The 19,742-nt window shown below is 59.7% G+C and carries 20 protein-coding genes, 2 tRNA genes and 1 pseudogene; 14 read left to right on the top strand and 9 right to left on the bottom strand.

Annotation, left to right across the window (positions count from 1 at the left end; all coding sequences use genetic code 11):
• The first annotated feature begins 3 nt into the window (after positions 1–3).
• Positions 4–1,020: a DNA topoisomerase IB gene (locus M2396_RS02860; protein WP_259072931.1), complete on the top strand. Its 1,017-nt coding sequence runs from the start codon at positions 4–6 to the stop codon at positions 1,018–1,020.
• 253 nt (positions 1,021–1,273) lie between these two features.
• Positions 1,274–1,474 (top strand): carbon storage regulator CsrA, encoded by a 201-nt coding sequence (gene csrA / locus M2396_RS02855; RefSeq protein WP_101320695.1) that lies wholly within the window; start codon positions 1,274–1,276, stop codon positions 1,472–1,474.
• 72 nt (positions 1,475–1,546) lie between these two features.
• Here the strand turns inward: csrA and M2396_RS02850 are convergent, their stop codons facing one another.
• Genes M2396_RS02850 through M2396_RS02840 form a run of 3 tightly spaced genes read right to left on the bottom strand, consistent with a single transcriptional unit; the run spans position 1,547 to position 4,522 of the window.
• On the bottom strand, positions 1,547–1,900 hold the full coding sequence (locus M2396_RS02850) for a response regulator (RefSeq protein ID WP_101320697.1): 354 nt from the start codon (positions 1,898–1,900) through the stop codon (positions 1,547–1,549).
• A 10-nt stretch (positions 1,901–1,910) separates the two neighbouring features.
• The gene (locus M2396_RS02845) at positions 1,911–3,356 is read right to left on the bottom strand and encodes an ATPase domain-containing protein (protein ID WP_259072927.1); all 1,446 of its coding nucleotides are present in this window, start codon (positions 3,354–3,356) and stop codon (positions 1,911–1,913) included.
• A gap of 23 nt (positions 3,357–3,379) precedes the next feature.
• Positions 3,380–4,522 (bottom strand): nitrogen regulation protein NR(II), encoded by a 1,143-nt coding sequence (locus M2396_RS02840; RefSeq protein ID WP_259072925.1) that lies wholly within the window; start codon positions 4,520–4,522, stop codon positions 3,380–3,382.
• Positions 4,523–4,862: 340 nt separating this feature from the next.
• On the opposite strand from M2396_RS02840, the gene M2396_RS02835 reads away from it, so the two are divergent.
• Together M2396_RS02835 and M2396_RS02830 are read left to right on the top strand one after the other, a co-directional pair.
• A tRNA-Leu gene (locus tag M2396_RS02835) sits at positions 4,863–4,947 on the top strand.
• A gap of 104 nt (positions 4,948–5,051) precedes the next feature.
• Entirely contained in the window at positions 5,052–5,465 is a 414-nt protein-coding gene (locus M2396_RS02830; protein WP_259072923.1) for a DoxX family protein, read from the top strand.
• Between the two features lie 37 nt (positions 5,466–5,502).
• Here M2396_RS02830 and M2396_RS02825 read toward each other — a convergent pair whose 3' ends face one another.
• Both M2396_RS02825 and M2396_RS02820 read right to left on the bottom strand, forming a co-directional pair.
• On the bottom strand, positions 5,503–5,694 hold the full coding sequence (locus M2396_RS02825; protein WP_101320705.1) for a hypothetical protein: 192 nt from the start codon (positions 5,692–5,694) through the stop codon (positions 5,503–5,505).
• 354 nt (positions 5,695–6,048) lie between these two features.
• Positions 6,049–6,216: a hypothetical protein gene (locus M2396_RS02820; protein WP_178080775.1), complete on the bottom strand. Its 168-nt coding sequence runs from the start codon at positions 6,214–6,216 to the stop codon at positions 6,049–6,051.
• A 223-nt stretch (positions 6,217–6,439) separates the two neighbouring features.
• Between M2396_RS02820 and M2396_RS02815 the strand changes: the two genes are divergently transcribed.
• Positions 6,440–6,694 (top strand): Pathogenicity locus, encoded by a 255-nt coding sequence (locus M2396_RS02815; protein ID WP_101320707.1) that lies wholly within the window; start codon positions 6,440–6,442, stop codon positions 6,692–6,694.
• Between the two features lie 142 nt (positions 6,695–6,836).
• Here the strand turns inward: M2396_RS02815 and M2396_RS24150 are convergent.
• Positions 6,837–6,986, bottom strand: a pseudogene (locus tag M2396_RS24150) (chromate transporter); the annotation flags it as partial.
• 239 nt (positions 6,987–7,225) lie between these two features.
• On the opposite strand from M2396_RS24150, the gene M2396_RS02805 reads away from it, so the two are divergent.
• The 5 genes from M2396_RS02805 to M2396_RS02785 all read left to right on the top strand — a co-directional run bounded on the left by M2396_RS02805 (position 7,226) and on the right by M2396_RS02785 (position 13,197).
• Positions 7,226–8,032 carry a shikimate dehydrogenase gene (locus tag M2396_RS02805; RefSeq protein ID WP_220633891.1) on the top strand — a complete coding sequence of 269 codons (807 nt, stop codon included), beginning with the start codon at positions 7,226–7,228 and terminating at the stop codon, positions 8,030–8,032.
• A 105-nt stretch (positions 8,033–8,137) separates the two neighbouring features.
• The gene (locus M2396_RS02800) at positions 8,138–8,947 is read left to right on the top strand and encodes an IclR family transcriptional regulator (RefSeq protein ID WP_259072919.1); all 810 of its coding nucleotides are present in this window, start codon (positions 8,138–8,140) and stop codon (positions 8,945–8,947) included.
• 250 nt (positions 8,948–9,197) lie between these two features.
• Complete coding sequence (locus M2396_RS02795) at positions 9,198–10,541, top strand: aromatic acid/H+ symport family MFS transporter (RefSeq protein ID WP_101320714.1); 1,344 nt, start codon at positions 9,198–9,200, stop codon at positions 10,539–10,541.
• Between the two features lie 23 nt (positions 10,542–10,564).
• A complete protein-coding gene (locus M2396_RS02790) occupies positions 10,565–11,374 on the top strand; it encodes a sugar phosphate isomerase/epimerase (protein WP_259072918.1) in 810 nt (269 codons plus the stop codon).
• Between the two features lie 113 nt (positions 11,375–11,487).
• Positions 11,488–13,197: an FAD-dependent oxidoreductase gene (locus M2396_RS02785; RefSeq protein ID WP_259072917.1), complete on the top strand. Its 1,710-nt coding sequence runs from the start codon at positions 11,488–11,490 to the stop codon at positions 13,195–13,197.
• A 69-nt stretch (positions 13,198–13,266) separates the two neighbouring features.
• Here the strand turns inward: M2396_RS02785 and M2396_RS02780 are convergent, their stop codons facing one another.
• The gene (locus tag M2396_RS02780) at positions 13,267–14,727 is read right to left on the bottom strand and encodes an L-lactate permease (RefSeq protein ID WP_259072916.1); all 1,461 of its coding nucleotides are present in this window, start codon (positions 14,725–14,727) and stop codon (positions 13,267–13,269) included.
• 131 nt (positions 14,728–14,858) lie between these two features.
• On the opposite strand from M2396_RS02780, the gene M2396_RS02775 reads away from it, so the two are divergent.
• The 3 genes from M2396_RS02775 to M2396_RS02765 all read left to right on the top strand — a co-directional run bounded on the left by M2396_RS02775 (position 14,859) and on the right by M2396_RS02765 (position 17,353).
• Positions 14,859–15,347 (top strand): Lrp/AsnC family transcriptional regulator, encoded by a 489-nt coding sequence (locus M2396_RS02775; RefSeq protein WP_259072914.1) that lies wholly within the window; start codon positions 14,859–14,861, stop codon positions 15,345–15,347.
• A 180-nt stretch (positions 15,348–15,527) separates the two neighbouring features.
• Entirely contained in the window at positions 15,528–16,946 is a 1,419-nt protein-coding gene (locus M2396_RS02770; RefSeq protein WP_181106802.1) for an ATPase domain-containing protein, read from the top strand.
• 44 nt (positions 16,947–16,990) lie between these two features.
• Positions 16,991–17,353, top strand: coding sequence for a response regulator (locus M2396_RS02765; protein ID WP_101320727.1), 363 nt, complete (start codon positions 16,991–16,993; stop codon positions 17,351–17,353).
• Between the two features lie 202 nt (positions 17,354–17,555).
• Here M2396_RS02765 and M2396_RS02760 read toward each other — a convergent pair.
• Together M2396_RS02760 and sohB are read right to left on the bottom strand one after the other, a co-directional pair.
• A tRNA-Cys gene (locus tag M2396_RS02760) sits at positions 17,556–17,629 on the bottom strand.
• Positions 17,630–17,782: 153 nt separating this feature from the next.
• Positions 17,783–18,802, bottom strand: a complete 1,020-nt coding sequence (gene sohB, locus M2396_RS02755; RefSeq protein ID WP_101323058.1) for a protease SohB — start codon at positions 18,800–18,802, stop codon at positions 17,783–17,785.
• Between the two features lie 197 nt (positions 18,803–18,999).
• On the opposite strand from sohB, the gene M2396_RS02750 reads away from it, so the two are divergent.
• Positions 19,000–19,710, top strand: a complete 711-nt coding sequence (locus tag M2396_RS02750; protein WP_259072910.1) for a histidine phosphatase family protein — start codon at positions 19,000–19,002, stop codon at positions 19,708–19,710.
• Positions 19,711–19,742: the final 32 nt, after the last annotated feature.

Here is a 19,742-nt window from a genome sequence, read left to right as displayed (position 1 = left end):
CCCATGCTCGATTGCCCGCTGCCCCGCTCCCTGCACTATGTCGACGACAGCCAGCCTGGCCTGAGCCGACGCCGATGGCGTGATCGCTTTATCTACCTGGACGCGGACGGTGAACGGCTGCGCGATGAGGCGACGCTTGCGCGCATCGCGGCGCTGGTCATCCCACCGGCCTACACCGACGTGTGGATCTGCGCCGACCCGCAGGGCCATCTGCAAGCCACCGGCCGCGACGCTCGCGGACGCAAACAATATCGCTATCACGCGCAATGGCGCGAAGTGCGCGATCAGCATAAATACGGACGCATGCTGGCCTTTGCTCAGGTGCTGCCCAAATTGCGCAAGCAGCTCGACGCCCACCTGCGCCGCCCAGGGCTGGGCCGGGAAAAGGTCATGGCGCTGGTGGTCAGCCTGCTCGACTCGACCCTGATCCGCGTCGGCAATCGCCAGTACATGCGCGACAACAACTCCTATGGATTGACCACTCTCAACTCCGATCATGTTGAGGTCAAGGGCAGTACCATTCGCTTCCAGTTCAGGGGCAAGCGCGGCGTGGAGCACAACGTTACCTTGCGCGACCGGCGGCTGGCCGGCTTGGTCAAACGCTGCATGGAGCTGCCTGGGCAGACGTTATTCCAGTATCTGGATGACAACGGTGAGCGGCACAGCATCGGCTCGAGCGATATCAACCTGTTTCTGCAACAGCTGACCGGCGCTGACTTTACCGCCAAGGACTACCGCACCTGGGCCGGCAGCAGCCTGGCCCTGCATCTGTTACGGCCATTGGCCTGGGAGCCGGAAACCGAAGCCAAGCGCCAGGTCACGGCGATTGTGCGTCAGGTTGCCGCACGCTTGGGCAACACGCCGGCAGTGTGCCGACGCTGCTACATCCACCCGGCAGTGCTTGAGCACTTCCAGCTGGGGCGCCTCGGTGCTCTGCCGCGAGCCCGCATTCGCCAGGGGCTTGAGCCCGAAGAAGTGACCTTGATGCACTTTTTGCGGGCGCTGCAGGAGTCCGATTGAGCGGGTCTATATGCGCTATCAAGCAGAGAAATTTCCAATCTGCGCGTAAGCCCCCTATTCTTGCCCCCGAGCACCTCCGCCGGGGCACTTCAACCCGCAAAACCGGCACCTGCAGCTAGAGACATGAAACAGATTTTATTTACGGGGGAATTACTATCCTCCGAAAGCGTCTTTAATGAGAAGGAAGAGGGACACGCTCCCGCCGCAGCGGTAACTGACCGCACGGTTTTCGTTATTACCCAAGGAGAACTACATGCTGATACTCACCCGCAAGGTCGGCGAAAGCATCGTCATCGACGATAATATCAAAGTGACCATTCTGGGCGTCAAAGGGATGCAAGTGAGGATCGGCATCGATGCGCCAAAAGATGTTCAGGTTCATCGCGAGGAGATTTTCAAACGCATCCAGGCAGGCAGCCCCGCACCGGAAAAGCCCCACGACGAGCAACACTGAAACCTGCATCGCTTGAAGCCGCACGGATGCGCTTGACCGATCGGCCCGCCGATGCGGGATCTTGCCAGGCCCTCAGCCGCCCAGCAGCTCCCGCACTTTGGCTACCATTTCATTGGCATGAAATGGTTTCTGAAATACTGCACCGAACAAATTGCAATCCGCTTGCGCGGCTTGCGCGCCGCTCATCAAGATCAGCGGTAAATGTGCCAGCGCAGGATCCTCTCGAATCGCCTTGGCCAATTCCTGGCCATTCTTCTTCGGCATCATGTAATCGGTAATCACCAGATCAATAGGCTTCTGGCGTAGCAGATCCAACGCCTTTTCGCCATTGTTGGCCTTTTCCACCAGAAAACCCTCGTCCTCCAGGGCATAACCCAGGATCTCGGCAATCAGGTATTCGTCATCGACGATCAAAATGGTCTTCATCGCTGGACTGTCAGCCGCCCTCCGACTGAGTAGGCGTGCCGCTAAGCACTGCGCTGGCACCTTCGAAAGCCTTGCGCACAACCACCCCATTCGGTCCCATGCACAGCTCATGGAGCGCAGGGTCGTAGTCACTGTCGCGCACCTTGAGCAGTGACAGCATGCGCCGCAGCCGGCTATCGAGTTCGACGAATCGGGTCAGGATCAGGTTATCGACGATGCTCGACAGGTCGGGTGACGGCGCACTGACTTCGGCACCAAACAGATCACGCATTTCCCAGGTCATCAACATCGTCACATCGCGGGCACGCAGCTCGCCGATCAGGGCGCGGAAGAAGCCATTGATGCGTGCAGGATCGAATGCCAGCCGGCTGAATGCACCGAGGCTGTCGATCACCACGCGCTTGGCACCGAGGCTATCAACCTGTTTCAGCAAGCGCGCACCGACCTGATCGAGCAGGCCCTCGGTGGTTGGCTGCCAGCTCAACAGCAAAGCCCCTGAGCGCTCCAGCTCAGCGAAGTCGTAACCAAAGGCACTGGCCTTCTGGCGCAATCGGGTAGGCGATTCGTAGAAGCCAAAATGCACCGCCGGCTGCACAGGTGACGCAGCCGCTACGAATGCCAGCCCCAGAGAGGTTTTGCCGATCCCCGAAGGCCCCATTACCAATGTGGTCGAGCCGATACTGACGCCACCGCCAAGCATGTCGTTCAGCGCTTGCGAGCCGGTGCTGATAGATTCCATTGTCTCCGAGCCAGGATGGCTGGGATGGCTGTAGAGCGCCTCCAGACGCGGGAACACCGTCAGCCCGGCGCTATCGATCTGGCACTCGTGCAAGCCAGACAACGCAGCGCTGCCGCGGGTCTTGCGCAGCTGAATAGTACGCACGGCACGGCTGCCAACCAAAGTCTCGCCCAGGTCGATGACGCCATCGACCATGGTGTGCTCTGGGCTGCCCTCCTGCAGACGCGAACTGGTCAGCAGCAGCACAGTGCAGCCCGCGAAGGCGGCATGCCCTTGCAGCTCGGAGATGAATTTTTTGGTGTCGAGCGTGGTTTCGGCACGTATGCGGGCATTGAGCAGGCCATCGACGATCAGCAGGCTGGCCTGCTGCCGGCCAATTTCCTGACGCATCAGCCGCACCACGGCATCCAGGCCCTCCTGTTCGAGGGTGTCGAACGCGCTGACAAACTGGATCTGATCGCCTACCAGCGCCGGGTCGAAGAACTCCAGCGTCGACAGGCACTGGAACAACCGCTCATGGGATTCGCTAAGCAAAGTGGCCACAAGCACCCGCCCGCCATTGCGCACGTGGCCAAACGCCAACTGGTTGGCGAGAATGGTCTTGCCGGCCCCGGGCGGGCCTTGAACGACGTAGGACGCGCCAGCGACCAGGCCGCCACGCAGTAAAGCATCCAGCCCTTCGATACCTGTCTCGACTCGCTTGAGTACTTCAACCATGGCCGCTGCCTGTCGGGTTCGCGTTAAGGGGGGCTCAGCACCGCCGGCAGGTACAGGCACATACTGGTGCCCTCCCCGACCTTGCTGGACACACAGATGGCACCATTGCTCTGCTTGGCAAACCCATACACCTGGCTAAGACCCAGCCCGGTGCCCTTGCCAAACGGCTTGGTGGTGAAAAACGGCTCGAAGATACGCGGCAGCACATGCGCCTCGATACCCACGCCGGAGTCTTGCACATTAAACCGCACGAACGGCCCGTGCAGGCCCTCGACCTCACCGGCCAGTTGCACGCAATCGACCTCGAGGCGAATCCGCCCCGCACCTTCGATCGCATCGCGCGCATTGAACAGCAGATTGAGCAGAACCATCTGCAATTGGCCAGGGTCGGCCTGGATCAACGGCAGCTCTGCCGCCAGCTGCTGCTCGAATTCGATGCTGCCGGGTAGCGCGTGCTCGATCAAACCACGGGTCGAGTCAATCAGCGCGAGCGGAGCAATGCTCGCCGAACTCAACTGGCGATGGCGGGCAAAACTGAGCAGTTGTTGAGTCAGTTGAGTGCCGCGCTGCCCTGCATCGATGATGTGTTCCAGCAGGCGCTGAACCCGCTGCGGATCCTGGCTGTTGCTGGCCATCCGCGCCGAGCTGAGGATAATCGTCAGCAGGTTGTTGAAGTCATGCGCCAGCCCGCCGGTCAACTGCCCCAGGGCTTCGAGCTTTTGCGCCTGGAACAACTGCGCGCGTACCGCGTCGAGCTGCAGCGCAGACTCGCGCCGGTCGGTGATATCGCGCGTAACCTTGGCCAAGCCGATGATCTGACCCTGCTCATCACGCACCACGTCCAACGCGGCCAAGGCCCAGAATTGCGTGCCGTCCTGACGCACGCGCCAGCCTTCATCCTGGGCGACGCCATTGTCCAAGGCCTTGCGCAGGATCTGCTCAGGGCGATTCTGGGCACAATCTTCCGGCGTAAAAAACACGGAGAAATGCTGGCCGATGATCTCGGCGGCCTTGTAGCCCTTGATACGCTCTGCACCCGCATTCCACGACACTACGTGGCCAGAGGGATCAAGCATATAGATAGCGTAATCAACCACCGACAGAACGAGCTGCTCATAGCGGTTGGCGGTCATTTCGGATTGGTCCGGGTGGTCGGTTGAAACCATGAAAACTCCACAGGCACCACAGGCTGAGGCATAAACATAATGTTGAGTCTACTCGCCCTTTACAGGCTAAGCGAAACTCTTGACGAGTAGCCAGCTGACGGAGCCGCTTCAGGCTGGTGATTTCGCTCGCAGTGAGCAGCATGGTCGCCTGAAAAGTCGCGAACAGTGGCTTAATGACACTATCGTGTCGATCGTCTGGACTGCAGGCTTCATCGATCAACCAGAAATTCCTGCATGGAGGGTGTTTTGTTGACGCATCTATAACGATGGGTTATAAAGCGCGCTTGATTGCAGAGCACCTGTTTAACGACGTGCCGGTCGCACAGACCCTTTCAAGCGTGCGAGTGTGGTGGAATTGGTATACACAGCAGACTTAAAATCTGCCGGCGTGAGCCTTGCGGGTTCGAGTCCCGCCACTCGCACCACTTATTGCGTAAAGGGCGCCCCATGGGGCGCCTTTTGTTTGCGCGCAAGAATTGCCCGCAACTCCTGCTACAGTGAAATCATCCAACTTCACTGGTACCCCGCCATGCGCTATACCCTGTTCGCTGGTCAACGCGATGCCATCATGCTGCTCGCACGCATCCTGCTGATGATCCTGTTCGTGCTCTCGGGCTGGAGCAAACTGACAGGCTTTGAAGGCACCGTCAGCTACTTCACCTCGATAGGTGCACCTGCGCCGACACTGGCAGCAGCCATCGCAGTGATCATGGAGTTCTTCGTTGCAATCGTGCTGATTCTCGGGTTCTACACGCGACCATTGGCGATGCTGTTCGCGCTGTTCGTGGTCGGCACCGCGTTGATCGGCCACCCGTTCTGGAACATGGTCGAGCCTGAACGCAGCGCCAACATGACGCAGTTCTTCAAGAACATGAGCATTGTCGGTGGTCTGCTGCTGCTCGCTGTAACGGGCGCTGGCAGATTCTCGCTGGATCGGCGCTGAGTGCGTGCCCTCGGCTTGATCTGCGTGCTGGCGTGAGTCAGTCGTCTACGTCATCGTGCCAGGCAGGATGGTCGTATTCGTCGTCGCTATCATCGAGCGTGCTTTCGTCATCCTCGACCTCATCCAGCAAACCCTGGGCATCGGCCTCGGGCGCAAAGTCTTCATAGAGGAATTCGTGATCAAGCAGATGATCGTGTTCGGGTTCGTGGAGGTCGTGTTCGTCGCTCATGCCAGGCTCCTTGAATAGCTCGCCTGTATAAAGTGATCATCGGTGCAGGTCAACGGCTGAACTGTTAATCCCGACTTAACCAGGGCATTGCACCCTGCCTGAGCTCCCTTCAAGAATCCTTGCCTGCCTTACGGCGGGCTTTTTTTTGCCTGCAGATTACCTGAATGATCTTGCTACATCGTCTTCACGTTTTACTGACAAGCCCGGCCAGATACTACACAGGCTCCGTACGATCTTTAGACCCGCCCACCGTTGGCGGGTTTTCTTTGCCTGTGATTCGGCAATCGCGCAACTCGGCATCCAGCCAGCGCAGCGCAAACGCGCACGCGCCGAAGGACACCTGTTACAGCAGACTCACGGCGTCTTGGCAGCCTGAGCCTTGGTCCAGTGCACCTTGGGCGCGGCAGGGTTGAAACCGCTGACGCCTCTTGGCACTTCCTTGATCTCGCCGCCCTTGGACAAGAACTGCTCAATTTGCTCATTCAAGCGCAGTTGAGCGTGATGGGTCGCAGACTGGGACATGCTGATACCTCACTGATGAGCCACCCAGAGAGAGGACTCGCCCGCCACTATACACCGCAAAGCACGTAAGCAGGACTTTAAAGCCAGATAAAGAGAGATCCCTGCCAAATTTGCGCAGATATCAGCAAGATTACCAAGCGTAAAACCTCGCGCTCTTGCCTCGGTTGTGGTGGCCTCGAATATGAGTGAAGCTTGGCAAAACTCACGGAGAGAGGATGTACCCATGCCGTTTTCAGCGGACGAACGCGCAGCCCTGCTGGCGCTCAAGGGCGTAGGCCCGACGGTTATCAGCAGGCTTGAGCAGATGGGCATCGAGTCACTGCAGATGTTGGGCGATTCGAGCGTCGACGACATTCTGGCGCAGGCTTCGGCAGCGCTGGGGTCAACTTGCTGGAAGAACAGCCCGCAGGCACGAGCGGCGATAACGGCGGCAGTGATGCTTGGCAAGCAGTCGAGCGTTAGCCTGTCACTGCGCTAGCGCGCTCATCTATCAAACCCGCAGCATATGGGCTGTCAAACCTGCAACCGCGCAAGCGAATAGAACCTGGATCACTGTTAGTTTGAAGCGGAACAGGGCAACAGCGACAGCAACCGAGACCACCGCTGCAGGCCAGTCAAATGCGCCGCTGAATCGAAATCTGCCCGGCGGGCCCACCAAAACTGATGAAGCCTAGCTTGAGCCAGAACAGGAACGCCTGGTAAAGGCCGACCGGCCGCACAACCGGCTTGGATGGGGGCTGCTTGTTCACCGCGCTGGCGCTCTCAACCACCTTGAGCTTGCTCGTCAGCCAAGGCGGTCAGTTGCGAAAGTCGAAACTAGCTCAAAAAAGCCGGACAAGATCGGAATCAACTTACCAACTGGAATTCAATTCCTTTTTCTATATCATAGCCCCTGACTCAATCGAGTGGCTCGGTCGCAGCAATGGGCTGACACCCTCGCGAGCCATACCCTGCTGCTTCGCTTAGGTGCGGGATACGCAGCCTGGGACAGCCCACTAGGAGAGAATAGATGTCACAGTTGTTGATACCCAGCCCAACTGGCAAGACCCGGATTTTTGCGGTTATCGGTGATCCAGTGAAGCAGGTCAAGGCTCCAGAGCTTCTCAACAGAGTGTTCGCTGATGAAGCTGTAGACGCAGTGATGATCGCGGTGCATGCCAGGCCTGAGCAACTCGCGACCGTGATACGTGGCCTCCAGGCGATGGATAATTTTTCCGGCATGCTGATCACCATTCCGCACAAGTTTGCTGCTCGAGATTTCGCGGAGTCGGTGAGCGTTGCCGTGCAGGTTTCTGGCAGCACCAATGCAATGCGCCGCAACGAACAGGGCGGGTGGGAAGCGGATAACTTCGATGGCGCGGGATTTACCTTGAGCCTTCAGCGCAAAGGGTATGACCTGATCGGGAAACGCGTCGTACTGGCCGGTGGTGGGGGTGCGGGTAGTTCGATCGCTGTCGCATTATTGCAAGCAGAGGTGGGCCGATTGTATCTACAGGAACCGGATGCCCTGAAAGCCGATGCACTGCTCGCCAGACTAAGCCAGCACTGGCCTGGCCGATGCGAGCTTGCTCAGCCACACCACCTTGAGGTGGCCGATATCGCTATCAACGCAACGCCGCTAGGCCTCTCGGAGGATGATCCACTTCCGCTAGAGCTTGCCGCCGTGCCTGCCGGGGCCTTGGTTGCAGATATCATCATGCAACCTGCAGAGACTCGTCTGTTACGCACTGCAAAGGCCGCCGGGCACCCCGTGCACCCTGGTAGCCACATGCTTAGTGAGCAATTAGGCTGCTACAGACAGTTCTTCAGGATCTGAGCCAAAAAACCGGATGAATCGGCAATTCAACGTGGATAACATTTGTCCGGAGGTGGCTGCCACTATCCATGGGCCGCTGATCTATCGCAAACCTAAGGAAACAACATGAGCAATGCGCTTGAACGCGGCCTGCATGCCATCGAGTTGCTCGCCGGCAAAAGCTCCGGGCTGGCACTTCAACAAGTAGCGGAAGCCTTGGACATTCCGCCGAGCGCGACCCACCGCATGCTCAATTGCCTTGTCGAACAGGGTTTCGTGCGCCAGGAGCATCAGCACGGCAATTACGTGCTTGCCCTGAAGCTGGTTTCACTGGCGCTCAAGCATCTGTCCAAGAGCGACATGGTCGACCTAGCCCGGCCGATACTCGAGCGCCTGGCGCAAGCGTCCGGCGAGCTTGTGCGCTTGAGCATTGTAGATGGCGATAACCTGATCTGGATCTCCAAGGCCCAGGGCAGCCGCTCCGGTCTGCGCTACGATCCCGATGCGGGTGCCGAGGCCAAGCTCTGCTGCACGGCGTCTGGCCTGGCCTGGTTGAGCTGCCTCAGCAACGAGCGCGCGCTGGAGTTGGTCTACCGGCAAGGCCTGGCTAAACCGGGCGAATATGGCCCCAATGCGGCCACCACCATCGAACACCTGCTCGACAACCTGAAGATCGCCCGTGAGCAGGGCTATGCCAGCGTCGACGAGAGCTTTGAAATTGGCGCCGCCTCGATGGCTGCAGCAATTCGCGATGCGCAGCAGCAGGTCGTCGGCGTGATCAGTATCGCCGGCCCCAGCGTCCGCCTCCCTGCCGAGCGCATGCAAGCGCTGAAGGCAGCGTTGCTGGACGCCGTAGAAGAGATCACCGCGATCAACCTGGACAGCCTCCCAAAGCTGTCGCTGATGACCTCCCACATCAGCGAACACACCGCCTGATCGGCACCTCGCTTGACCGCGGCCTGGCTTACTGACCTGGCCGCCGCTCCCTAGCAATTGCTCGACAGCAGGCCCTTCACAGGCCGTGGATTGCCAGCGCCAAAAACGAATTGGAATCAAATATGAATATGGAATGGATTTCCAATTATGATAATATCGGCTTACCGACCCTGGTAATGCCTTGGCGCCAACCTGCCAGCCCATCACCCGGAAAAGGCATTTTCATAAAAACAAAAAGCAGGAGTTATCCATGGCGAACCCTCCAGATGTAGATGTGAGCACCTTCATGGATGCTCGAAAGATGAGCACCCGACAGTGGCTGGTGCTGTTCCTCGGTTTCATGGTGCTGGTGTTTGACGGCTTCGACACCACCGCGATCGGCTTCATTGCCCCGGCGCTGGTCGACGACTGGGGCGTGCTGCGCCAGGACCTCGGCCCGGTAATGATGAGCGGGCTGCTCGGGCTGGCATTCGGTTCGTTGACTGCCGGGCCATTGGCCGACCGCTTCGGCCGCAGGCCAGTCATCATCGGCTCGGTGCTGTTGTTCGGTTTCTGGAGCCTGGCCTCCGCCTGGTCGACCGGGATCACCAGCCTGACGATACTGCGCTTTCTGACCGGGGTTGGGCTGGGTGCCTCGATGCCCAATACGGCGACGCTGATCTCGGAATACGCCCCCAAGCGCTACCGCTCTCACATGGTCTCGTTCATCTACTGCGGCTTTGCCTTTGGTGCGGCACTGGGTGGTTTGGGCAGTGAGTGGCTGATCGAAAACTTCGGCTGGCGGTCAGTGTTGGTGGCCGGCGGCGTGCTGCCGATTGCGTTCGCCCTTCTGCTGCTCTTGAGCCTTCCGGAGTCCATCCGCTTCCTGGCGCAGAACAGTGCCTTGAAGGACCGCCTGATCAAGGAAATCAACAAGGTTGCTCCGGGCCTGGCCAACGCCCAGACGCGTTTCCATAGCAGCGAAGCGGCGATCAAGGCGACAGGCAAGGTCAGTGCCCTCTTCGCGCCCGGTTTCACCCTGGGCACCTGCATGATCTGGGTCACTCTGTTCATGGGTCTGCTGACCATGTACCTGCTGTCGAGCTGGCTGCCGCTGCTCAGCCGCGATGCTGGTCTGAGCATGGGTCAGGCGGCGCTGCTGGGCTCGTTGCTGCAGATCGGCGGCATGCTGGGCAACTTCACCGTCGGCATGAAGATGGACCGCTGGGAACACCACAAGGTGGTCGGCGCCACGGTGTTCTGCGGCGGGGCCTGCGCAGTGCTGATCGCCTTGCAGCAGCCGACCATGCAGGTGCTCTGCCCGTTGATACTGCTACTGGGCTACTTTCTGAACGGCGTAAACGTCGGCGGCTACGCGCTGGCCGCCTCCTTCTACCCCACTCAGATCCGCGCCACCGGCGTTTGCTGGGCCACTGGCATTGGCCGGCTGGGCGCGATCAGCGGCGCCGGGATCGGTGCACTGATGCTGGCCTCGCAATGGAATTTCAGCCAGGTCTTCCTGTTCCTCGCCATCCCTTCCCTGATCGGGGTTACAGCGCTGTGGATCAAAAGTCGCAAGCGCGACGCGTCGGCAATCCCCGCTGCCATCAACTGAAGCCAACTGTAGGTAGACATGCCATGCAAGCCAGCTATTCCATTGCACAACTGACCGCGCTCGCGTTAACCCCGCCGGAAATGATCGAACTGGCTGCACGCACCGGCTATGACCAGGCTGGCGTGCGCTTGCTGCCGGTGGCGCCAGGGGCAGTCGCCTATTCCTTGATGGACGACAAACCGATGTTGCGCGAAACCCTCGCGCGCATCGACGACACCGGGGTCAAAGTCTTTGATCTGGAATTGATCCGCCTCGACGTGCAATTCGACGTGCAGCGTTATCTGCCCTTCCTCGAAGTCGGCGCGCAGCTCGGCGCCAAGGCCGTACTGGTGGCAGGCGACGACCCGGAACCCAACCGGCTGATCGAACACTATGCGCGGCTATGCGACGCCATGCAGCCCTTCGGCCTGTCGGCAGACCTGGAGTTCATGCCGTGGACGGCTGTCCGCGACCTGGCCAGTGCACTGCACATCGTTGAACAGGCCGACCGCGCCAACGGCGGCATCCTGGTTGACGCGCTGCATTTCGACCGTTCTGACAGTCGCTTCGAGGACTTGCAACGTATCCCCACGCAATGGCTGAACTACGCGCAGATATGCGACGGCCCAGCGCTGCGACCGAACACCCGTGACGGCCTGATTCAAGCAGCGCGTGGCGAGCGTCTATTGCCGGGCGAGGGCGATATCGACCTGGCGAGGATCTGGCGCAGCCTCCCGGCTACGGTCCCGGTCAGCGTCGAAATCCCCCATGACCGCAGGGTTGCGCAAGTGGGCGTCGAAGCCTGGGCACGACAGGCGCTGGCCGCTGCCAAGGCAATTATCGAACCGCTCTGATCCGTTTGAGCACACCACAGCAGGCAACTGCTGAATGCTGCCGACACTTCACCTGCACAAGGGCGGGCTGCCAAACCGCCCATGAATTACCACGCCATGAAGGAGCAACCATAATGAGCACCATCGCCCCCCTCCCCTGGGACCAGGAAGTCGACCTGCTGGTATTCGGCGCAGGCGCTGCAGGCATGACCAGCGCATTGATGGCCAGCCACCACGGGCTGGACGTGCTGCTGTGTGAAAAGACCGCCGTGGTGGGCGGCATCAGTGCGACCTCAGGCGGCACCACCTGGGTACCCGGCACCCACCAAAGCCAACGCGCAGGTGTACCGGACAGCGCGGCAGAGGCCGCGACCTTCCTCAAGGCGGTGGTTGGCGAACGCGGCGGTGAAGCGTTGCGCGAAGCTTTCCTTGCCAGCGGGCCACAAGCGATTGATGAACTCGAGCGCATCAGCGAGGTTAAATTCGTTGCAGCCGCCGCTCATCCCGATTACGTCAGCGGCCCCGGTGCAGCGTTCGGTGGCCGCGCCCTGGCGCCCCTCGCGTTCGATGGCAGGCTGCTGGGCAAAGACTTCGCCCGCGTGCGCCCACCTCGGCGCGAGTTCATGGGTCTGGGCGGCATGATGGTGCCACGCGCCGATCTGGATGCGCTGCTTTCGCCCTTCGCTTCGATGCACCACCTGACGCGCACCCTGAGCACAGTCGGCCGCTATTGCATCGACCGCCTGAGCTACCCACGCGGCACCAACCTGGTGATGGGCAACGCCCTGGTCGCCAGGCTGTTCTACAGCCTGCGCCAGCACAAGGTGGCGCTGCGCTTTGAAACCCCTTTGCACGAACTCATTGTGGACAACGGTCACGTAATGGGCGCCGTGGTGCTGCACAACGGCGAGGCCATGCGCATCCGCGCGCGTCGTGGCGTGGTGCTGGCTACCGGGGGCCTGACGCGCCATCCAACGCTACGCAAACAGCTGTTCCCGAGCGCTGCCCAAGCCCTTTCACTGTCGCCCCTGACCCACACCGGCGACGGCATCGATCGCGCGCTGAAGGCCAATGCCCAGCTCGACGACGGCCATGACAGTCCAGGCCTGTGGATGCCCTGCTCGATCCGCACCGCGAAGGACGGCTACCAGGCCATATGGCCACACATCCTGCTAGACCGCGCCAAGCCTGGATTGATCGCCGTGAATGCCCAAGGCAAGCGCTTCGTCAACGAGTCGGACTCCTACCACGACTTCGTCATGGGCATGCTTAACGACGGCAGCGCCACTGCTCACCTGATCTGTGACCAGACCTTCCTGCAACGCTACGGCCTGGGCCTGGTCATGCCGCTGCGCAGCGCCCTCAATATTGCCAGGTTCGTCAAAGCCGGCTACTTGATCAAAGGCAGCACCCTGGACGAACTTGCCAGCAAGCTCAAGGTTGATGCCGAGGGGCTGGCAAACACAGTCAGAACCTACAACGCCGCCGCTGCAAACGGTGACGACCCTGCATTCAACCGCGGTAGCAGCCACATGAACCGTCACAATGGCGACCCGCAGCAACTGCCCAACCCCTGCGTGCGCCCCCTGGGCGATGGGCCCTACTATGCCGTCACAGTGCAACCGGCCGATCTCGCCTGCAGCGCAGGCTTGAGTGGTAACGCCGATGGCCAGGTGCTGGACATGCAAGGCCAGGTGATCGAGGGGCTATACGCTTGCGGCAATGACCTTGCTTCAATCTTTCGCGGCACCTACCCAGGCCCAGGCACCACGCTGGGACCTGCGATCGTATTCGGCTGGCGAGTGGCGCGGCATGCTGCGCGAGTTGCTGATCGCCAGTGTTGAAGCTAGCGACCAGTGAGCGCCTGCTTCGGGTTCAGGCTGTGTGAAAAAGTGCCATCCGCCAACACCAGGCTAGCCAAGCCATCCACTCAGCATCGCGGCGCCCAACGCGACTAACGCGGTATTGAGGCAGACCAGCATGAAGCCGAACCTTATCAGTTCGCCTTCCTCCTTGGCCTGGGTTTTGGCAAGCCCCAGAATCAGCATGACAACCGATAGCGAGCCCAGCGCCGCATGCCCCGCCGAGCTGTTCTGGACGGCAGCCAGCAGTAGGCGGGAGGACTCGGGCAACATCGCGATGGCCGGCATGAAGATCGCATTGCCGCCTACATTCGACCCGGTCATGTAGCCAGACAACGCGCCAAACAGGGCAACCAACGACGTCGCGGCGGTGGGCGACAGCCCAGCCAGCAGTTGCATCAACCCCGCAAGGAAGCCGGCCTTAACCATCATCTGCGACATCGCGAGAAAGAAGAAAATAGTCAGCAATGGCCGCTTCGCCCGAGCCAACAGCGCAGCAGGCAAGTTAACGTCGTGTGCGGTCCAGGATTGTATGTTGCGCGCGTGAGCGCCTAGCACGATCAGCACCATGACCAACGCCAGACCTGGTGAGGCGAGTGGCTTCCAGTTGACCTGGGCGCCCTGTACAACCCAGTGCTCCTGCCAGGAGGTGATCGCCCACAGCATCTTCAAGCCGACAATGCAGACAATCAGCACCAGATACGGCCATGCCTGACGCGGCCATTGCACCGGACCGCGCTCGCTGTCGTTGCGGCGCAGGCGCCACAGCCCAACAGAGAGTATCGCTGCTGCCGTCACCAGGCCCGCAGCAACGCCGGCTACTTCCGGCCCCAGCCACCGACTTGCACTGTAAAGAACGCCCACAAACAGCAGCCAGAAAACGCCCAACGCCCCCCATCCCCGCGAGTCACGAACGCCTGCAAGATAGAGCGCGAGTGCACTGAGGGCGAAGAAAACCGGGGCGCTGGTCAATGCCGAGGTCGATGCCAGCATGGATGCGTCCAGGTGAACCAACGAAGCACCAATGACAGATGCCAGGCCCAGCGTTCCCCAGGGCATAATGGCCATGCCGGCCAGTGCGATCCGTAACGCGACCCGACGCTCGAAGAGACTGAGCAGCAGGGGCACTGTAGCGATCAACGACACGCCGAAACCAGTCATCGCTTCGAGCAACGGTGCCAACCCAAGGACAATTAACACGACTTGATCGCCGCGCCCAAGCCCCAGTGACCGCACCCATTGGCTCAGCGCCAGATTGACGCCCATGCGCTCGATAAAAATCACGAAGAGCAGACCTGGGACGATCACGAAAGCGGTACTTGCAAACAGCACGGCGGTATCTTGAGCGGCGGCCACCATACTGCTCAGACGCCATGCGTCTGCCGCGCCGGCGAGCCAGAGCACAATGACTAACAGAGTGCCTGCAACGGCGGCGTGAACGGGCGGCCGGCGCAATACCACGAGCATGGCTGTAACCAACAGGACCGGGGAAAGATGGAACAGTGCGAGCATGCCAACAATATCCTGTGTGTGTTCCCGAATAGGCTGCGTACGCAGACTGCTGGCAAGATAATATTGCTCTTACCTAGATAAAGGGCCGCAGTTTTCTGGTAGTTTTCGAGAAAATTTCTCACGGATTTACAATGGCGAAAAACGAAGCTGCACCTGAATCGCTGGACAAATTTGACCGTGCCATCCTGGATCTGGTCCAACGTGACAACACCATGCCACTGCGGCTTATGGCCGAGCAGGTCAATCTTTCCACGGCCGCCGTTCAGCGCCGCATCAAACGAATGGAAGACGGGGGAGTCATCACGGGCAACGTAGCCATCGTCGATCCCACCGCCGTAGGCCGGCCGATCACGATCATCGTGGAAGTGATGGCTGAGCGCACCAGCATCGAGGCGCTGGAGGCGATGAAGGCACACTTCGCGGTGCCCGAAGTTCAGCAGTGTTACTACGTCACCGGCGAAGTGGATTTCGTTCTAGTACTCACCGTTGCCAGCATGAAGGAATACCAGACTCTGGCGCGGCGACTGTTTGCTGAAAACTCCAACGTTACCTGGTTCAAGACAATCGTCGCGCTGGACCGTGTGAAAGTCGGACTTGATGTACCAAGCATGGCTGGGTAGAGGCTCATGCAAAAGCCTCTGGTGGCTCGCGCCATGGCAGCAGATTTGCGGTCCAGGTCGCCAGCTCAACAAAAGCCACGACTGCTGCGCACTAGTCGGCAATAGCCCCTGAACGAATTTGGCGTTAGCATCACACCCTTAGTCGGCTTAACAGCCTGTTTTTCAGATCAGGGTCGCATCGTGGAAAAGCTCAAACGCCTCCAAAGTGGAATAGAAGGACTGGACGCTCTGCTCAAGGGCGGGCTGGTCGCAGGTGCCTCGTACATTATCCAAGGGCGCCCAGGTTCCGGCAAAACGATCCTGGCCAACCAACTTGGATTCCATCATGCGAACAATGGCGGCCGCGTTTTGGTTGCCACGCTGCTGGCCGAGTCACATGACCGTCTTTTTCAGTTTCTTTCCACACTGAGCTTTTTCGACTCATCCAGGATTGGCGAAGAAATTCAGTTCGTCAGCGCATTTGACACGCTGGAAAACGAAGGTCTGGATGAGGTAGTGAAGCTGCTGCGTCGCGAGATCAGCCGTCGCAAAGCCACCGTACTGGTCGTCGATGGCCTGCTCAATGCGCGCTCCAAAGCCGACTCACACATCGACACCAAAAAGTTCATCTCAGAGCTGCAGGGCCACGCTGCTTTTGCCGGTTGCACCGTGCTGTTTCTCACCAGTTCACGGCTGGACGACGGTAGCCCTGAGCACACCATGGTCGATGGCGTCATTGAAATAGGCGAAGAGCTGTTCGGCACCCGCTCGGTACGGCGCATTCAACTGCGTAAAACGCGCGGCAGTGCTGCGCTGGCAGGCCTTCACGAGTGTGAGATTACCGACAACGGGCTGGTGGTTTATCCTCGTCTGGAAAGCCTGTACAGCCACCCGTCCGCCCCCGACAGTGCTGACATGACGCGCATTGGCAGTGGGATTGCCTCACTGGACATGATACTGGGAGGCGGCCTTTACAGTTCCAGCGTGTCTTTGGTCATGGGCCCTTCCGGCATCGGCAAAACGACGCTGGGCCTGAAGTTCTTGGCGGAGTCGACGGTGGACAGCCCAGGGCTGCATTTTGGTTTCTACGAAAGCCCGCAACGGCTACGGCTCAAGGGCGACTCACTGGGCATCGACATCAAAGGCATGGAAGACAGTGGCGCCCTGACCATCGCCTGGCAGCCAACAACCGAAGGTCTGCTGGACGGGCTCGGTGCTCGACTGCTGAGCATTGTCGAAGACAAAGGTATCAAGCGCGTGTTCGTCGACAGCCTTAGCGGCATGACCCGAGTCGCGACCAATCCGGCAAGGATTACTGACTTCCTCAGCGCGCTGATGAACGAGCTGCGCGCCCGAGGTGTCACGGTACTGGCAACGTGGGAAATGCGCGATCTGCTGGGCTCCGAGGTCAGCGCGCCCAACTCCGACCTGTCGAGCATCGTCGACAACCTGATGCTGATGCGCTTCGCCGAGAATGACTTTGAACTAAAGCGAACGCTGTCCGTTCTTAAAGTCCGAGACAGCGCTTATGATCCCTCCCGATTCGAGGTCGTCATCCAAGCCCAGGATGTTTTACTCAAAAAGGCTTCAAGACATGAACCATCAGTCCCAACTGAGTGATGTCCTGGTTCTATCTCTTAGGTTTTTGAGTGGATTAAAATAAAGTGACTACCATCTTGGTCGTCGACGACGAATATTTAATTGCTGACATTCTCAGCTTCGCGCTGGAGGATGAGGGGTTTTCCGTGGTAACGGCCAGCAATGGCCGAAAAGGACTCGATGCTCTGGACAGAGTCAAGCCTGCCTTGATCATCACCGACTTCATGATGCCGGCCATGGACGGCCTGGAATTCGCTACCGCCGTGCGAGCCCTGCCATCGCTACATCAAGTACCGATTATTCTGATAAGCGGCGCCCAGGCACATATCGGTATGCAGCGACCGGATTTATTTGACGCGGTATTGCCTAAGCCCTTCAATATCGACGCAATTATCGCCGAGGTCAGAAAACTGCTGCATTCAGCGTAGCCGTGCCCGCGCGGCTAACACTGACTGCACCGGCTACAGCCGAGTCATCGCCCGAGCCCGCTCGGTTGCGCAGCTGCCTCATCGGTGATTTCTGCCTGTTCGGCACCCACCAATAAACATTGGACTTCAGCTGCTTCACTCCATACTTTTCCGGCCCAGAAAGAAAAACCCCGCAGACGTTAATCTGCGGGGCTTTCAAATATGGAGGCCGAGGTCGGAATCGAACCGGCGTAGACGGATTTGCAATCCGGAGCATAACCACTTTGCTACTCGGCCTCAAAGGTTGGATCTAGCGGCTTGCGCCCTGCTATCTCCTTGAAACTTCAGCGCTTTTTCAAGCTTGCTGCGCTTCAATGGACGCCATTATGTCTGCATTCGCTTGGCCTTGCAACCCCAATCTCAGAAAAAATCTTCAAGGGGTTCAAGGTGTTAGCGTAGGCGGCCGAGCTTGCTCCACAGCCCCACCAAGGTGTTCTCAACCGCGCCGCTGGCGGCCACACCAATGCGCTCCTGCAAGCTTTTGCGTTCGGCAAACCGCAGGTGGTAAAGGTTGGCTTCACGGGCGCGGTCGCTGAGGTATTCGTCGCTGGTGCGCAGCTCATCAACCAGCTGCATGTTCAGCGCCGCAACACCCAGCCAGACCTCGCCGGTGGCCACCTCGTCCATATGCAGCTGCGGGCGATAACGACCAACAAAGTCCTTGAACAGCTGATGGGTGACGTCGAGGTCTTCCTGGAACTTCTCGCGGCCCTTCTCGGTGTTCTCGCCAAATACGGTCAGCGTGCGTTTGTACTCACCGGCGGTCAGCACTTCAAAATCGATGTCGTGCTTTTTGAGCAGGCGATTGACGTTTGGCAACTGAGCGACCACGCCGATCGAGCCAAGGATGGCAAACGGTGCGCTGACGATCTTGTCGCCGATGCAGGCCATCATGTAACCGCCGCTGGCAGCAACCTTGTCGATGCACACGGTGAGTGGGATACCGGCCTGACGGATGCGCGCCAGTTGCGACGAGGCCAGGCCATAACTGTGCACCAGCCCACCGCCGCTTTCGAGCCGCAGCACGACTTCATCACGCGGGGTGGCGAGGGTCAGCAGCGCGGTAATTTCATTACGCAGACTTTCGGTGGCAGAGGCTTTGATGTCACCATCGAAATCAAGAACGAAGACCCTCGCCTTGTCCTCGCCCTTGGCTTTCTTCTGCTGCTTGTCGGCCTTGGCCTGCTGCTTGCGCAGGGCCTTGAGTTGAGCCTTGTCGAACAGGCCCGCCTCGAGCCGCTCACGCAGCGCCTTGTAGAAGTCGTTGAGACGGGTGACCTGCAACTGCCCGCCGGGCTTGCCGCGGCCTTTGCCGCGCAGGCCGGCAATAGCCGAAAGCACCACCAGAAAAGCAATCACCAGGGTGGCGGTTTTGGCGAGAAAGCTTGCGTATTCTGCAAGAAACTCCACGTTGACTCCTTTATAAATCAGCACCTGCACGGTGCGAAACTGCTGCCAGCATACCGGGGCGTACGGGGCACTGCCAGCAGGCGAAAACGCTGGCAACATCTTTCAAACAAGCTTTTCAAACGCTTGTATGTTTTTTCGTTGACAGCCACTCTGGCGCATCCTAACCTCCCAGCAACTTCACTCGGCCGGATATCGATGTGGGCAACCTCTACCTGATCCGACATGGCCAAGCCTCGTTTGGTGCCACCGACTACGACGTACTGTCGCCGGTCGGCGTGCGTCAGAGCCAGGCTTTGGGCAGCCATCTGGCCAACCTCGGCTTGCGCCTGGATCGTTGTATCGCCGGCGACCTGCGCCGGCAACAGGACACCGCCCTGCTCGCGCTCGAAGCCATGAGCACCCTGGGCTGCGCGGTGCCGGCGCTGGAGACCGATGCCGGCTTCAATGAATTCGACGCCGACGGGGTGATTCGCACACTGCTGCCGGCGCTGCTGCCAGAGGAGCCGCGGGCGCTGCATGTGCTTAGCAACGCTGCGCAAAACCGCAGCGAGTTTCAGCGCCTGTTTGCCTTGATGGTGCAGCGCTGGCACGACGGCCAGCATCCGGCCGATGGGCTGGAGAGCTGGGAGGCTTTTACCGGCCGCCTGCGCAGTGCCCTGCAGCGGGTGTTGGACGCCGCCGACAGCGGCGACAACGTGGCTGTTTTCACCTCGGGCGGCAGCATCGCCGCCCTGCTCCACCTGACTACCGGCATCACCCCCAGCCAGGCGTTTGCGCTGAACTGGCAGATTATCAACACGTCGTTCAGCCAGCTGAAGTTTCGCGGCCATGACGTGGCACTGGCTTCCTTCAACTGTCAGGCCCATGTGCAGCTGTTGAAGGCGCCGGAGCTCATCACCTATAGGTGAGCCCGGCCTGTTGTGTCCCTGCGGACGCGAAT

The sequence above is a fragment of the Pseudomonas sp. BIGb0278 genome (assembly GCF_024809895.1).
GTDB lineage: Bacteria > Pseudomonadota > Gammaproteobacteria > Pseudomonadales > Pseudomonadaceae > Aquipseudomonas > Aquipseudomonas shirazensis.
The sequence above is the reverse complement of the archived record's forward strand: the minus strand, read 5'-3'. Positions and strand labels throughout refer to the sequence as shown.

Bases quoted from the DNA above. Each gene is read 5' to 3' on its own strand.
- M2396_RS02860 (WP_259072931.1), top strand. From the start codon at position 4: ATGCTCGATTGCCCGCTGCCCCGCTCCCTGCACTATGTCGACGACAGC.
- csrA (WP_101320695.1), top strand. From the start codon at position 1,274: ATGCTGATACTCACCCGCAAGGTCGGCGAAAGCATCGTCATCGACGAT.
- M2396_RS02850 (WP_101320697.1), bottom strand. From the start codon at position 1,900: ATGAAGACCATTTTGATCGTCGATGACGAATACCTGATTGCCGAGATC.
- M2396_RS02845 (WP_259072927.1), bottom strand. From the start codon at position 3,356: ATGGTTGAAGTACTCAAGCGAGTCGAGACAGGTATCGAAGGGCTGGAT.
- M2396_RS02840 (WP_259072925.1), bottom strand. From the start codon at position 4,522: ATGGTTTCAACCGACCACCCGGACCAATCCGAAATGACCGCCAACCGC.
- M2396_RS02830 (WP_259072923.1), top strand. From the start codon at position 5,052: ATGCGCTATACCCTGTTCGCTGGTCAACGCGATGCCATCATGCTGCTC.
- M2396_RS02825 (WP_101320705.1), bottom strand. From the start codon at position 5,694: ATGAGCGACGAACACGACCTCCACGAACCCGAACACGATCATCTGCTT.
- M2396_RS02820 (WP_178080775.1), bottom strand. From the start codon at position 6,216: ATGTCCCAGTCTGCGACCCATCACGCTCAACTGCGCTTGAATGAGCAA.
- M2396_RS02815 (WP_101320707.1), top strand. From the start codon at position 6,440: ATGCCGTTTTCAGCGGACGAACGCGCAGCCCTGCTGGCGCTCAAGGGC.
- M2396_RS02805 (WP_220633891.1), top strand. From the start codon at position 7,226: ATGTCACAGTTGTTGATACCCAGCCCAACTGGCAAGACCCGGATTTTT.
- M2396_RS02800 (WP_259072919.1), top strand. From the start codon at position 8,138: ATGAGCAATGCGCTTGAACGCGGCCTGCATGCCATCGAGTTGCTCGCC.
- M2396_RS02795 (WP_101320714.1), top strand. From the start codon at position 9,198: ATGGCGAACCCTCCAGATGTAGATGTGAGCACCTTCATGGATGCTCGA.
- M2396_RS02790 (WP_259072918.1), top strand. From the start codon at position 10,565: ATGCAAGCCAGCTATTCCATTGCACAACTGACCGCGCTCGCGTTAACC.
- M2396_RS02785 (WP_259072917.1), top strand. From the start codon at position 11,488: ATGAGCACCATCGCCCCCCTCCCCTGGGACCAGGAAGTCGACCTGCTG.
- M2396_RS02780 (WP_259072916.1), bottom strand. From the start codon at position 14,727: ATGCTCGCACTGTTCCATCTTTCCCCGGTCCTGTTGGTTACAGCCATG.
- M2396_RS02775 (WP_259072914.1), top strand. From the start codon at position 14,859: ATGGCGAAAAACGAAGCTGCACCTGAATCGCTGGACAAATTTGACCGT.